12 protein-coding genes are annotated in these 13,717 nt (G+C 53.5%); 7 read left to right on the forward strand and 5 right to left on the reverse strand.

Annotation, left to right across the window (positions count from 1 at the left end):
* The first annotated feature begins 7 nt into the window (after positions 1–7).
* From ilvE to ilvA, 3 genes are all read left to right on the forward strand, one after another.
* The gene (gene ilvE, locus QUF14_RS23025) at positions 8–937 is read left to right on the forward strand and encodes a branched-chain-amino-acid transaminase (RefSeq protein ID WP_000208520.1); all 930 of its coding nucleotides are present in this window, start codon (positions 8–10) and stop codon (positions 935–937) included.
* A gap of 64 nt (positions 938–1,001) precedes the next feature.
* Complete coding sequence (gene ilvD / locus QUF14_RS23030) at positions 1,002–2,852, forward strand: dihydroxy-acid dehydratase (protein WP_001127376.1); 1,851 nt, start codon at positions 1,002–1,004, stop codon at positions 2,850–2,852.
* 2 nt (positions 2,853–2,854) lie between these two features.
* On the forward strand, positions 2,855–4,399 hold the full coding sequence (gene ilvA / locus QUF14_RS23035; protein WP_024211971.1) for a threonine ammonia-lyase, biosynthetic: 1,545 nt from the start codon (positions 2,855–2,857) through the stop codon (positions 4,397–4,399).
* Here ilvA and ilvY read toward each other — a convergent pair.
* Entirely contained in the window at positions 4,396–5,286 is an 891-nt protein-coding gene (gene ilvY / locus QUF14_RS23040; RefSeq protein WP_000365755.1) for an HTH-type transcriptional activator IlvY, read from the reverse strand. The two genes, ilvA and ilvY, sit on opposite strands and share 4 nt — an antisense overlap.
* 151 nt (positions 5,287–5,437) lie before the next feature.
* On the opposite strand from ilvY, the gene ilvC reads away from it, so the two are divergent.
* Positions 5,438–6,913, forward strand: a complete 1,476-nt coding sequence (gene ilvC, locus QUF14_RS23045; protein ID WP_000024950.1) for a ketol-acid reductoisomerase — start codon at positions 5,438–5,440, stop codon at positions 6,911–6,913.
* Between the two features lie 45 nt (positions 6,914–6,958).
* Here the strand turns inward: ilvC and ppiC are convergent, their stop codons facing one another.
* On the reverse strand, positions 6,959–7,240 hold the full coding sequence (ppiC, locus tag QUF14_RS23050; RefSeq protein ID WP_001140258.1) for a peptidylprolyl isomerase PpiC: 282 nt from the start codon (positions 7,238–7,240) through the stop codon (positions 6,959–6,961).
* Between the two features lie 151 nt (positions 7,241–7,391).
* Entirely contained in the window at positions 7,392–7,841 is a 450-nt protein-coding gene (locus tag QUF14_RS23055) for a type II toxin-antitoxin system PemK/MazF family toxin (protein ID WP_000996698.1), read from the reverse strand.
* A gap of 216 nt (positions 7,842–8,057) precedes the next feature.
* Between QUF14_RS23055 and rep the strand changes: the two genes are divergently transcribed.
* A complete protein-coding gene (rep, locus tag QUF14_RS23060; protein ID WP_001238880.1) occupies positions 8,058–10,079 on the forward strand; it encodes a DNA helicase Rep in 2,022 nt (673 codons plus the stop codon).
* Between the two features lie 47 nt (positions 10,080–10,126).
* On the opposite strand, the gene gppA is transcribed toward rep, so the two are convergent.
* A complete protein-coding gene (gppA, locus tag QUF14_RS23065; protein ID WP_001355380.1) occupies positions 10,127–11,611 on the reverse strand; it encodes a guanosine-5'-triphosphate,3'-diphosphate diphosphatase in 1,485 nt (494 codons plus the stop codon).
* 135 nt (positions 11,612–11,746) lie between these two features.
* Positions 11,747–13,012 carry an ATP-dependent RNA helicase RhlB gene (rhlB, locus tag QUF14_RS23070; RefSeq protein WP_000047508.1) on the reverse strand — a complete coding sequence of 422 codons (1,266 nt, stop codon included), beginning with the start codon at positions 13,010–13,012 and terminating at the stop codon, positions 11,747–11,749.
* A gap of 130 nt (positions 13,013–13,142) precedes the next feature.
* On the opposite strand from rhlB, the gene trxA reads away from it, so the two are divergent.
* Both trxA and rhoL read left to right on the forward strand, forming a co-directional pair.
* Positions 13,143–13,472 carry a thioredoxin TrxA gene (trxA, locus tag QUF14_RS23075; protein WP_001280776.1) on the forward strand — a complete coding sequence of 110 codons (330 nt, stop codon included), beginning with the start codon at positions 13,143–13,145 and terminating at the stop codon, positions 13,470–13,472.
* 140 nt (positions 13,473–13,612) lie between these two features.
* Positions 13,613–13,714: a rho operon leader peptide RhoL gene (gene rhoL / locus QUF14_RS23080; protein ID WP_001295255.1), complete on the forward strand. Its 102-nt coding sequence runs from the start codon at positions 13,613–13,615 to the stop codon at positions 13,712–13,714.
* The last annotated feature ends 3 nt before the right edge of the window (positions 13,715–13,717 follow it).

Raw genomic sequence — 13,717 nt, forward strand, 5'->3', positions numbered from 1 at the left:
TATAAAAATGACCACGAAGAAAGCTGATTACATTTGGTTCAATGGGGAAATGGTTCGCTGGGAAGACGCGAAGGTGCATGTGATGTCGCACGCGCTGCACTATGGTACCTCAGTTTTTGAAGGTATCCGTTGCTATGATTCGCACAAAGGACCAGTTGTATTCCGCCATCGTGAGCATATGCAGCGTCTGCATGACTCCGCCAAAATCTATCGCTTCCCGGTTTCGCAGAGCATTGATGAGCTGATGGAAGCGTGTCGTGACGTGATCCGCAAAAACAATCTCACCAGCGCCTATATCCGTCCGCTGATCTTCGTCGGTGATGTTGGCATGGGCGTAAACCCGCCAGCGGGATACTCAACCGACGTGATTATCGCCGCTTTCCCGTGGGGAGCGTATCTGGGTGCAGAAGCGCTGGAGCAGGGGATCGATGCAATGGTTTCCTCCTGGAACCGCGCAGCGCCAAACACCATCCCAACCGCGGCAAAAGCCGGTGGTAACTACCTCTCTTCTCTGCTGGTGGGTAGCGAAGCGCGCCGCCACGGTTATCAGGAAGGTATCGCGCTGGACGTGAATGGTTATATCTCTGAAGGTGCGGGCGAAAACCTGTTTGAAGTGAAAGACGGTGTGCTGTTTACCCCACCGTTCACCTCATCCGCGCTGCCGGGGATTACCCGTGACGCCATCATCAAACTGGCGAAAGAACTGGGAATTGAAGTGCGTGAGCAGGTGCTGTCGCGCGAATCACTGTACCTGGCGGATGAAGTGTTTATGTCTGGTACAGCGGCTGAAATCACGCCAGTGCGCAGTGTAGATGGTATCCAGGTAGGCGAAGGCCGTTGTGGCCCGGTTACCAAACGCATCCAGCAAGCCTTCTTCGGCCTATTCACTGGTGAAACCGAAGATAAATGGGGCTGGTTAGATCAAGTTAATCAATAAATACAAAAAATGGGACGGCACGCACCGTCCCATTTACGAGACAGACACTGGGAGTAAATAAAGTATGCCTAAGTACCGTTCCGCCACCACCACTCATGGTCGTAATATGGCGGGTGCTCGTGCGCTGTGGCGCGCCACCGGAATGACCGACGCCGATTTCGGTAAGCCGATTATCGCGGTTGTGAACTCGTTCACCCAATTTGTACCGGGTCACGTTCATCTGCGCGATCTCGGTAAACTGGTCGCCGAACAAATTGAAGCGGCTGGCGGCGTTGCCAAAGAGTTCAATACCATTGCGGTGGATGATGGGATCGCTATGGGCCACGGGGGGATGCTTTATTCACTGCCATCTCGCGAACTGATCGCTGATTCCGTTGAGTATATGGTCAATGCCCACTGCGCCGACGCCATGGTCTGCATCTCTAACTGCGACAAAATCACCCCGGGGATGCTGATGGCTTCCCTGCGCCTGAATATTCCGGTGATCTTTGTTTCCGGCGGCCCTATGGAGGCCGGGAAAACCAAACTGTCCGATCAGATCATCAAGCTCGATCTGGTTGATGCGATGATCCAGGGCGCAGACCCGAAAGTCTCTGACTCCCAGAGCGATCAGGTTGAACGTTCCGCCTGTCCAACCTGCGGATCGTGTTCCGGGATGTTCACCGCTAACTCGATGAACTGCCTGACCGAAGCTCTGGGCCTGTCGCAGCCGGGCAACGGCTCGCTGCTGGCAACCCACGCTGACCGTAAGCAGTTGTTCCTCAATGCCGGTAAACGCATTGTTGAATTGACCAAACGTTACTACGAACAGGATGATGAAAGCGCACTGCCGCGTAACATCGCAAGCAAAGCGGCGTTTGAAAATGCCATGACGCTGGATATCGCGATGGGCGGATCGACTAACACCGTACTTCACCTGCTGGCGGCGGCACAGGAAGCGGAAATCGACTTCACCATGAGTGATATCGATAAGCTCTCCCGCAAAGTACCGCAGCTGTGTAAAGTCGCGCCGAGCACCCAGAAATACCATATGGAAGATGTTCACCGTGCTGGTGGTGTTATCGGTATTCTCGGCGAACTGGATCGCGCGGGGTTACTGAACCGTGATGTGAAAAACGTACTTGGCCTGACGTTGCCGCAAACACTGGAACAATACGACATCGTCGTGACCCAGGATGATGCGGTAAAAAATATGTTCCGCGCTGGCCCTGCGGGCATTCGTACTACACAGGCATTCTCGCAGGATTGCCGCTGGGATACGCTGGACGACGATCGCTCCAATGGCTGTATTCGCTCGCTGGAACACGCCTACAGCAAAGACGGCGGTCTGGCGGTGCTCTACGGTAATTTCGCAGAAAACGGCTGCATCGTTAAAACCGCAGGCGTCGATGACAGTATCCTAAAATTCACCGGCCCGGCGAAAGTGTACGAAAGCCAGGACGACGCGGTAGAAGCGATCCTCGGTGGCAAAGTTGTCGCGGGCGATGTGGTGGTGATCCGCTATGAAGGCCCGAAAGGCGGCCCTGGCATGCAGGAAATGCTCTACCCAACCAGCTTCCTGAAATCAATGGGGCTCGGCAAAGCCTGTGCGCTGATCACCGATGGACGCTTCTCCGGCGGCACCTCTGGTCTTTCCATCGGCCACGTCTCGCCGGAAGCGGCAAGCGGCGGCAGCATTGGCCTGATTGAAGATGGTGACCTGATCGCTATCGACATTCCGAACCGTGGCATTCAGTTACAGGTAAGCGATGCCGAACTGGCGGCCCGTCGTGAAGCGCAGGAAGCCCGTGGCGACAAAGCCTGGACGCCGAAAAACCGTGAACGTCAGGTTTCCTTTGCCCTGCGCGCCTACGCCAGCCTGGCAACCAGCGCCGACAAAGGCGCGGTGCGCGATAAATCGAAACTGGGGGGTTAATGATGGCAGACTCACAACCCCTGTCTGGTGCTCCGGAAGGCGCCGAATATTTAAGAGCGGTGCTACGTGCACCGGTTTACGAGGCGGCGCAGGTCACGCCGCTACAAAAAATGGAAAAGCTCTCGTCGCGTCTTGATAACGTGATTCTGGTGAAGCGCGAAGATCGCCAGCCGGTACACAGCTTTAAGCTGCGCGGTGCATACGCCATGATGGCGGGCCTGACGGAAGAACAAAAAGCGCATGGCGTGATCACTGCCTCGGCGGGTAATCACGCGCAGGGCGTGGCGTTTTCTTCCGCACGGTTAGGCGTGAAGGCGCTGATCGTCATGCCAACCGCCACCGCCGATATCAAAGTTGATGCGGTACGCGGCTTTGGCGGCGAAGTGTTGCTTCATGGCGCGAACTTTGACGAAGCAAAAGCGAAAGCGATCGAACTGTCACAGCAGCAGGGCTTCACCTGGGTGCCACCGTTCGACCACCCGATGGTGATCGCTGGGCAAGGCACGCTGGCGCTGGAGCTGCTCCAGCAGGACGCTCATCTCGATCGCGTATTTGTGCCGGTCGGCGGCGGCGGCCTGGCGGCGGGTGTGGCGGTGCTGATCAAACAGCTGATGCCGCAAATCAAAGTGATCGCCGTGGAAGCGGAAGACTCCGCCTGCCTGAAAGCGGCGCTGGATGCGGGTCATCCGGTTGATTTGCCGCGCGTAGGGCTGTTTGCCGAAGGTGTTGCGGTAAAACGCATCGGCGATGAAACCTTCCGTTTGTGCCAGGAGTATCTCGACGACATCATCACCGTCGATAGTGATGCGATCTGTGCGGCGATGAAGGATTTATTCGAAGATGTGCGCGCAGTGGCGGAACCTTCCGGCGCGCTGGCGCTGGCGGGAATGAAAAAATACATCGCCCAGAACAATATTCGCGGCGAACGGCTGGCGCATATTCTTTCCGGTGCTAACGTGAACTTTCACGGCCTGCGCTACGTCTCGGAACGCTGCGAACTGGGCGAACAGCGTGAAGCGTTGCTGGCGGTGACCATTCCGGAAGAGAAGGGCAGCTTCCTCAAATTCTGCCAGTTGCTTGGCGGGCGTTCGGTCACCGAGTTCAACTACCGTTTTGCCGATGCCAAAAACGCCTGCATCTTTGTCGGTGTGCGCCTGAGCCGCGGGCTTGAAGAGCGCAAAGAAATTTTGCAGATGCTCAACGACGGCGGCTACAGCGTGGTTGATCTCTCCGACGACGAAATGGCGAAGCTGCACGTGCGTTATATGGTCGGCGGACGTCCATCGCATCCGTTGCAGGAACGCCTCTACAGCTTCGAATTTCCGGAATCGCCGGGCGCGCTGCTGCGCTTCCTCAACACGCTGGGTACGCACTGGAACATCTCGCTGTTCCATTATCGCAGCCACGGTACCGACTACGGGCGCGTACTGGCGGCGTTCGAGCTTGGCGACCACGAACCGGATTTCGAAACCCGGCTGAATGAGCTGGGCTACGATTGCCACGACGAAACCCATAACCCGGCGTTCAGGTTCTTTTTGGCGGGTTAATGGTTCGGTAAAATCTTCCAGAAAGCCTCAATCAGCGGCTCATGCAGCCGCTTTTTTTGTGCACAAACGCCCAGCTCAAACGGCGTTTTCTCATCGCTACGCTCCAGAATCATCACGCGGTTACGCACCGGTTCCGGGCTGTTTTCCAGCACCACTTCCGGCAACAATGCCACGCCGCAGCCGAGCGCCACCATCGAAACCATCGCTTCATGCCCGCCAACCGTGGCGTAAATCATCGGGTTACTGATTTTATTGCGTCGGAACCACAACTCAATGCGGCGGCGCACCGGCCCCTGATCGGCCATGATAAACGGCACTGTAGACCAGTCCGGCTTCTCTACCGAAACCTGATTACGCACCGGGCAAGGCAGCGCGGGCGCGATCAGCACCACCGCAAGGTTCTCCAGCATCGAAAACGCCACCGCACCGGGCAGCGTCTCCGGCTTCCCGGCAATCGCCAGATCCGCTTCCCCTGTCACCACTTTTTCCATCGCATCCGCCGCATCACCGGTAGTGAGTTTGATCTCCACTGACGGGTGTTCCGCGCGGAATCTGTCAAGAATCGGCGGCAGATGGCTGTAGGCAGCGGTCACCGAGCAGAAGATATGTAATTCGCCAGAGAGCGACGGTCCTTGCTGGTCGATGGTGTGGCGCAATTGCTGGTACTGCAACAACGTTTGCTGGGCGAAAACACGCAACTCTTCGCCCGCTTCCGTCAGCGTCACCGTACGGTTATCGCGTACAAACAATGGTTGACCGAGATCTTCTTCCAGGCGCTGAATCTGTCGGGAAAGCGTGGACGGACTGACGTGCATCGCCCGTGCGCTGCGGCCAAAATGGCGGCTTTCCGCCAGATGCAGAAACATTTTCAGGTCGCGTAAATCCACTGGTTGATCCCCCGGTTAGGACGTTGCAGAAATTGCAATATGACGTTGTGAATATATCAATTTCCGCAATAAATTTCCTGTTGTAATGTGGTGACATTCTCGCTCATCAGCGAACCGAACAATAAGAAGCACAACATCACGAGGAATCACCATGGCTAACTACTTCAATACACTGAACCTGCGCCAGCAACTGGCACAGTTGGGCAAATGTCGCTTTATGGGCCGCGACGAATTCGCTGACGGCGCGAGCTACCTTCAGGGTAAAAAAGTGGTCATCGTCGGTTGTGGTGCGCAGGGTCTGAACCAGGGCCTGAACATGCGTGATTCTGGTCTGGATATCTCTTATGCCCTGCGTAAAGAAGCTATCGCTGAGAAGCGCGCATCCTGGCGTAAAGCGACCGAAAACGGTTTTAAAGTGGGTACTTACGAAGAGCTGATCCCGCAGGCAGATCTGGTGGTTAACCTGACGCCAGACAAACAGCACTCCGACGTGGTGCGCACCGTACAGCCACTGATGAAAGACGGCGCGGCGCTGGGTTACTCACATGGTTTCAACATCGTCGAAGTGGGCGAGCAGATCCGTAAAGACATCACCGTAGTAATGGTTGCGCCAAAATGCCCTGGCACTGAAGTGCGTGAAGAGTACAAACGTGGGTTTGGCGTACCGACGCTGATTGCCGTTCACCCGGAAAACGATCCGAAAGGCGAAGGCATGGCGATCGCTAAAGCATGGGCGGCAGCCACCGGTGGTCACCGTGCGGGCGTGCTGGAGTCGTCCTTTGTTGCGGAAGTGAAATCTGACCTGATGGGCGAGCAAACCATCCTGTGCGGTATGTTGCAGGCTGGCTCGCTGCTGTGCTTCGACAAGCTGGTGGAAGAAGGCACCGACCCGGCATACGCAGAAAAACTGATTCAGTTCGGCTGGGAAACCATCACCGAAGCGCTGAAACAGGGCGGCATCACCCTGATGATGGACCGTCTCTCTAACCCGGCGAAACTGCGTGCTTACGCGCTCTCTGAACAGCTGAAAGAGATCATGGCACCGCTGTTCCAGAAACATATGGACGACATCATCTCCGGCGAATTCTCCTCCGGCATGATGGCGGACTGGGCCAACGATGATAAGAAACTGCTGACCTGGCGTGAAGAAACCGGCAAAACCGCGTTCGAAACTGCGCCGCAGTTTGAAGGCAAAATCGGCGAGCAAGAGTACTTCGATAAAGGCGTACTGATGATCGCGATGGTGAAAGCGGGCGTTGAACTGGCATTCGAAACCATGGTTGATTCCGGCATCATCGAAGAGTCTGCTTACTATGAATCACTGCACGAACTGCCGCTGATTGCCAATACCATCGCCCGTAAGCGTCTGTACGAAATGAACGTGGTTATCTCTGATACCGCCGAGTACGGTAACTATCTGTTCTCTTACGCTTGTGTGCCGTTGCTGAAACCGTTTATGGCAGAGCTGCAACCGGGCGACCTGGGTAAAGCTATTCCGGAAGGTGCGGTAGATAACGCGCAGTTGCGTGATGTGAACGAAGCGATTCGCAGCCATGCGATTGAGCAGGTTGGTAAGAAACTGCGCGGCTATATGACAGATATGAAACGCATTGCTGTTGCGGGTTAATAGCGATTCAGAGTTCAAGGCCTTCTCCCGGAGAAGGCCTTGCTGTTAGTTACGGTACAGCACCTTGATGATGTGATACCCGAACTGGGTATGCAGCGGACCGGTTGGCTCCAGTACCGGACAAGAGAAAACCACTTTATCGAACGCCGGAACCATCTGGCCCTGGCGGAATTCACCTAAATCACCGCCGCGTTTCCCTGACGGGCAAATAGAGTGTTTCTTCGCCAGCTTGCCGAAATCGGCACCATTCTTAATCTGCTCGAGAAGTTCCAGAGCCAGTTTCTCTTCTTTTACAAGGATATGCAGTGCTGCTGCTGTTTTTGCCATGATCGTGCCTTGAATTAAAAATTGTCAGTCAGGGAGGGGGGACATATATGGCAAAAGCCCGGAAAATCCGGGCTTCGCAGGTCCCTCAAGGGGAGAAAACTTAGGGCCTCTATGGGCTACAGAGTCATTATCGGGGATGGTGATTTTATTGTCAATTTATGAGCGATATGGCATTGATTGACTTGATGACTGCCCTCTGTATGTCTGCAACCAACTCATGTGGCAAACATTGATTAAGATACCCCCGATAAGTCCTTGCTCTGTTTAATCGGTTTCGACTGACTTGTTGTACCAGGTCGGCTTTAGCCCAACGTATCTGCTGATCAAAGAATTGCAGGTCATTGATAACATTACTGGCTATTTCAACATGCATTCCACGATTTAACTTGTCATGGTCGCGAGTGGTTGATAATGGAACGACGATACATGCGTTGCCATTAATTTTTCCGTTGAGCACGACAACCAACCTATTTTTTATCATCTCAGGTGGAATGCGGCCATCGTAATACGTCGTGCTGAACTGTCCATTCTGGCTAACAGGATAGTTACCAAAGTTGCATTCCAGTATTTCACCAACCTTGGGGCTGAAATTAATCGCCACGAGTAAACCTCTCCTTAGTAAACTCTGAAAAAGTAATAACACAACGTTACGACCCGATATTTTCTAAGTCTAATGGATTCATGATGAACTCCGGTTTCGGCCTTCCCTCTCTGATTTAAACATCCGCAGCCATCCGGTTAGCGGTTTTCACTCGGTCACATTCAAATGCGATTCTGCTACAATCCTCCCCCCGTTCGAAGATTGAGCAATACACCTATGCGTCTAAACCCCGGCCAACAACAAGCTGTCGAATTCGTTACCGGCCCCTGCCTGGTGCTGGCGGGCGCGGGTTCCGGTAAAACTCGTGTTATCACCAATAAAATCGCCCATCTGATCCGCGGTTGCGGTTATCAGGCGCGGCATATCGCGGCGGTGACCTTTACCAATAAGGCGGCGCGCGAGATGAAAGAGCGTGTCGGGCAGACGCTGGGGCGTAAAGAGGCGCGCGGGCTGATGATCTCCACCTTCCATACATTAGGGCTGGATATCATCAAACGCGAGTATGCGGCGCTTGGGATGAAAGCGAACTTTTCACTGTTTGACGATACCGATCAACTGGCGTTGCTCAAAGAACTGACCGAGGGGCTGATTGAAGATGACAAAGTTCTTCTGCAACAGCTGATTTCGACCATCTCTAACTGGAAGAACGATCTCAAAACACCGGCGCAGGCGGCGGCAGAAGCAAAGGGCGAGCGGGATCGCATTTTTGCCCATTGTTATGGGCTGTATGATTCACACCTGAAAGCCTGTAACGTTCTCGACTTCGATGATCTGATTTTATTGCCGACGTTACTGCTGCAACGCAATGAAGAAGTCCGCGAGCGCTGGCAGAACAAAATTCGCTACCTGCTGGTGGATGAGTATCAGGACACCAACACCAGCCAGTATGAACTGGTGAAACTGCTGGTGGGCAGCCGCGCGCGCTTTACCGTAGTTGGCGATGACGACCAGTCGATCTACTCCTGGCGCGGCGCACGTCCGCAAAACCTGGTGCTGTTGAGCCAGGATTTTCCGGCGCTGAAGGTGATTAAGCTTGAGCAGAACTACCGCTCTTCCGGACGTATTCTGAAAGCGGCGAACATCCTCATTGCCAATAACCCGCACGTCTTTGAAAAGCGTCTGTTCTCCGAACTGGGCTACGGCACAGAGCTAAAAGTTTTAAGCGCGAATAACGAGGAACATGAAGCCGAGCGCGTTACTGGCGAGCTGATCGCCCATCACTTCGTCAATAAAACGCAGTACAAAGATTACGCCATTCTTTATCGCGGCAACCATCAGTCGCGGGTGTTTGAAAAATTCCTGATGCAAAACCGCATCCCGTACAAAATTTCTGGTGGTACGTCGTTTTTCTCTCGTCCTGAAATCAAGGATTTGCTGGCTTATCTGCGCGTGCTGACTAACCCGGACGATGACAGCGCATTTCTGCGTATCGTTAACACGCCGAAGCGAGAGATTGGCCCGGCTACGCTGAAAAAGCTGGGTGAGTGGGCGATGACGCGCAATAAAAGCATGTTTACCGCCAGTTTTGATATGGGCCTGAGCCAGACGCTTAGCGGACGTGGTTATGAAGCATTGACCCGCTTCACTCACTGGCTGGCGGAAATTCAGCGCCTGGCGGAGCGGGAACCGATTGCCGCAGTACGCGATCTGATCCATGGCATGGATTATGAATCCTGGCTGTACGAAACATCGCCCAGCCCGAAAGCTGCCGAAATGCGCATGAAGAACGTCAACCAACTGTTTAGCTGGATGACGGAGATGCTGGAAGGCAGTGAACTGGATGAGCCGATGACGCTCACTCAGGTGGTGACGCGCTTTACTCTGCGAGACATGATGGAGCGCGGCGAGAGCGAGGAAGAGCTGGATCAGGTACAACTGATGACTCTGCACGCGTCAAAAGGGCTGGAGTTTCCCTATGTCTACATGGTCGGTATGGAAGAAGGATTTTTGCCCCACCAGAGCAGCATCGATGAAGACAATATCGATGAGGAGCGTCGGCTGGCCTATGTTGGCATCACCCGCGCCCAGAAGGAATTGACCTTTACGCTGTGTAAAGAACGCCGTCAGTACGGCGAACTGGTGCGCCCGGAGCCGAGTCGCTTCCTGCTGGAGCTGCCGCAGGATGATTTGGTTTGGGAACAGGAGCGCAAAGTTGTCAGCGCCGAAGAACGAATGCAGAAAGGCCAAAACCATCTGGCAAATCTGAAGGCGATGATGGCAGCAAAACGAGGGAAATAATCAAGGCCGGGTAAGATGCGCGAGCATCGCACCCAGCATATTACTCTTTAATGCACTTCCAACGGCCAGTGAACATAGCTTTGCCACTGGCTTTCCTGATCAATAATCTCTTTACCCAGCGGATGTTGGGTTAGCCAACCTTGCGGAAGCGTCAAGGTCAACAGTTCATGGTTGGCCTTTAATGTCATCTCTGGCACGAGATCGTCACGGCGACGGCTGGCAAAAATGATGGCCAGGCGTAGTAAACGGCAGAGTTGTTCCGCGACGCGCGGCGGTACGGCATTTTGCTGATGCAACGAGGAGAGATCTATTGGGTTCGTCTGGTTGAGTAGTAGCGTCGCCAGTAATTTTTTCTGTGCAGGCGTAAAACCGGGAAGATCCAGATTACGTACCAGATAAGCAGCATGTTGCGGCGCTTGTTTGAAATCAACGCTCAGACCGATTTCATGAAGCTGACAGGCGCTGATGAGCAAATCACGGCTAATCGCTTCAAGATGCCATTCGTTTTCCACCTGATCGAAGAAGTTAGCCGCAACTTTGGCTACTCGCTGAGCCTGATCAATATCGATCATAAAGCGGCGTTGAATATTACGCAGCGTACGGCTGCGAATATCCTGCTCGACGGCCAGATGCAACATGCCGTAGACCAGGCCTTCACGCAGTGCACCGCCAGCCAGGGTCATACACTGAATATTCAGTTCGGTAAAAATGGCTATCAGGATCGCCAGACCACTCGGGAACACTAACGCACGTTCCAGCGTCAGTCCGTCGATCTCCAGTTCCTCCAGTCGACCACAATGAATGGCGCGTTGTTTCAGTTGCTGCAACTTTTCCAGGGTAATCCGTTCATCCATCCCCTGTGCCATCATGATTTCTTGTAAGGCCTGCACGGTGCCGGAAGCACCAACGCACACTTTCCAGCCGTGATACCGCAATTCATCGGCAACCGGACGTAACACTTCGCGTGCCGCTTTTTCTGCGGCATCAAAATTTTCCTGCCCCAGATTACGATCGGCAAAATAGCGTTCCAGCCAGGTGACGCAGCCCATCGACAGGCTGAACAACGAGGTGGTTTGTGCGCCAGTACCGGTTACCAGTTCAGTACTGGCACCGCCGATATCCACCACCAGGCGCTGATCGGCACCGCCAGTGGTGTGAGCAACACCCTGATAAATCAGGCGGGCTTCTTCTTCACCGCTGATCACTTGTACCGGACAACCGAGGATTTCCTGCGCTTTGGCAATAAAATCACCGGCATTGACGGCAAGGCGTAATGTCGCCGTGGCGACAACGCGAATTTGCGAGGGAGGGATATCTTGCAGACGTTCAGCAAACAGGCGCAAACATTGCCAACCGCGCTCCATTGCTTCATTAGACAGGGCATTTTCGCTGTTCAGGCCAGCAGCCAGACGCACTTTGCGTTTAATTCGCGTCAGCGTCTGGATGCTTCCAGCCACCTCGCGCACAACCAGCATATGAAAACTATTCGAACCGAGATCAATGGCTGCATATAATGACGAGGTGGAACCCATACTCTTCATCCTTCAATCTGTCTCTGCGTTGGCTGCGTTCTTTCATCCGAATCACTTACTACAGTAAGCTCATTGGGATTAACTCTCTTGCCATCTTGATACAGTTTGAATGATTTTGAGTATGACATTTTTTATTTAACCTGAACGACGACGATTACGCGGAGCGCCAGTACGACGCGGACCATTACCTGTACGCGGGCGTGTGAGGCGCAGCGGTTTTGGCAGATCGGTCATCAATGCGTCCGGATTGTATTTGCTTACCGGAATTGAGTGACCAATATAGGTCTCAATAGCAGGCAAATTCAATGCATACTCTTCACAGGCCAGGCTGATAGAGTGACCGCTTGCGCCTGCGCGACCTGTACGACCAATACGGTGAACGTAATCTTCACAGTCATCGGGTAAATCGTAGTTAAAGACGTGCGTCACCGCAGGGATGTGCAAACCACGCGCAGCAACGTCGGTGGCAACCAGAATATCCAGATCGCCACGGGTAAATTCATCAAGGATACGCAGACGTTTTTTCTGCGCGACATCGCCTGTCAACAAACCGACACGATGACCATCTGCCGCCAGGTGGCCCCAGATCTCTTCACAACGATGTTTGGTGTTGGCGAAAATAATCGCTCGGTCTGGCCATTCTTCTTCAATCAGCGTTTGCAGCAAACGCATTTTTTCTTCGTTAGAAGGGTAGAAAAGCTCTTCTTTTATACGGTGGCCCGTTTTCTGTTCCGGTTCCACTTCAATATATTCGGCATTGTTCATCTGCTCGAATGCCAGTTCGCGTACCCGGTACGAAAGCGTGGCGGAGAACAGCATGTTGAGGCGCTGGTTTGCAGGCGGCATACGGCGGAACAGCCAGCGGATATCTTTAATAAAGCCCAGATCGTACATGCGATCGGCTTCGTCCAGTACCACCACCTGAATGGCACCGAGGTTAATGTGGTTCTGCTTGGCGTAGTCAATTAAACGACCCGTGGTGCCAATCAGAATGTCAACGCCGCTTTCCAGCACTTTCAGCTGTTTGTCGTAGCCATCACCACCGTAAGCCAGACCCAGCTTCAGGCCGGTAGCTTGCGCCAGTGGCTCCGCATCGGCGTGGATCTGCACGGCAAGTTCACGCGTCGGTGCCATAATTAAGGCACGCGGCTGATTCACCTTGCGATCGGCAATCGCGGGATGAGAGAGAAGATAATGAAACGTTGACGTAAGAAACGCCATCGTTTTCCCGGTACCGGTTTGCGCCTGCCCGGCTACGTCACGACCCGCCAGCGTCAGCGGAAGGGCCAGTGCCTGAATGGGCGTACAGTTATGAAACCCTTTTTTTTCAAGGGCTTCTACAACCTTCGGATGCAGGGCGAAGTCGGAAAACTTCTGTTCTGTTAAATGTGTTTTGCTCATAGTGTGGTAGAATATCAGCTTACTATTGCTTTACGAAAGCGTATCCGGTGAAATAAAGTCAACCTTTAGTTGGTTAATGTTACACCAACAACGAAACCAACACGCCAGGCTTATTCCTGTGGAGTTATATATGAGCGATAAAATTATTCACCTGACTGACGACAGTTTTGACACGGATGTACTCAAAGCGGACGGGGCGATCCTCGTTGATTTCTGGGCAGAGTGGTGCGGTCCGTGCAAAATGATCGCCCCGATTCTGGATGAAATCGCTGACGAATATCAGGGCAAACTGACCGTTGCAAAACTGAACATCGATCAAAACCCTGGCACTGCGCCGAAATATGGCATCCGTGGTATCCCGACTCTGCTGCTGTTCAAAAACGGTGAAGTGGCGGCAACCAAAGTGGGCGCACTGTCTAAAGGTCAGTTGAAAGAGTTCCTCGACGCTAACCTGGCGTAAGGGAATTTCATGTTCGGGTGCCCTGTCGCTAAAAACTGGACGCCCGGCGTGAGTCATGCTAACTTAGTGTTGACTTCGTATTAAACATACCTTATTAAGTTTGAATCTTGTAATTTCCAACGCTTCCCGTTTTATCTTAAATGCGAAGTGAACAGATTTCTGGCTCGTCACTCAATCCGTCTTGTCGTTTCAGCTCTGCGTACTCTCCTGTGACCAGGCAGCGAAAAGACATGAGTCGATGACCG

Origin of the sequence: Escherichia sp. HH091_1A (genome assembly GCF_030295175.1) — a bacterium.
GTDB lineage: Bacteria > Pseudomonadota > Gammaproteobacteria > Enterobacterales > Enterobacteriaceae > Escherichia > Escherichia coli_F.

What these genes read in the sequence shown, in the direction of transcription:
- ilvE (WP_000208520.1), top strand. Translation starts at nt 8, where the DNA reads ATGACCACGAAGAAAGCTGATTACATTTGGTTCAATGGGGAAATGGTT.
- ilvD (WP_001127376.1), top strand. Translation starts at nt 1,002, where the DNA reads ATGCCTAAGTACCGTTCCGCCACCACCACTCATGGTCGTAATATGGCG.
- ilvA (WP_024211971.1), top strand. Translation starts at nt 2,855, where the DNA reads ATGGCAGACTCACAACCCCTGTCTGGTGCTCCGGAAGGCGCCGAATAT.
- ilvC (WP_000024950.1), top strand. Translation starts at nt 5,438, where the DNA reads ATGGCTAACTACTTCAATACACTGAACCTGCGCCAGCAACTGGCACAG.
- ppiC (WP_001140258.1), bottom strand. Translation starts at nt 7,240, where the DNA reads ATGGCAAAAACAGCAGCAGCACTGCATATCCTTGTAAAAGAAGAGAAA.
- rep (WP_001238880.1), top strand. Translation starts at nt 8,058, where the DNA reads ATGCGTCTAAACCCCGGCCAACAACAAGCTGTCGAATTCGTTACCGGC.
- gppA (WP_001355380.1), bottom strand. Translation starts at nt 11,611, where the DNA reads ATGGGTTCCACCTCGTCATTATATGCAGCCATTGATCTCGGTTCGAAT.
- rhlB (WP_000047508.1), bottom strand. Translation starts at nt 13,012, where the DNA reads ATGAGCAAAACACATTTAACAGAACAGAAGTTTTCCGACTTCGCCCTG.
- trxA (WP_001280776.1), top strand. Translation starts at nt 13,143, where the DNA reads ATGAGCGATAAAATTATTCACCTGACTGACGACAGTTTTGACACGGAT.
- rhoL (WP_001295255.1), top strand. Translation starts at nt 13,613, where the DNA reads ATGCGAAGTGAACAGATTTCTGGCTCGTCACTCAATCCGTCTTGTCGT.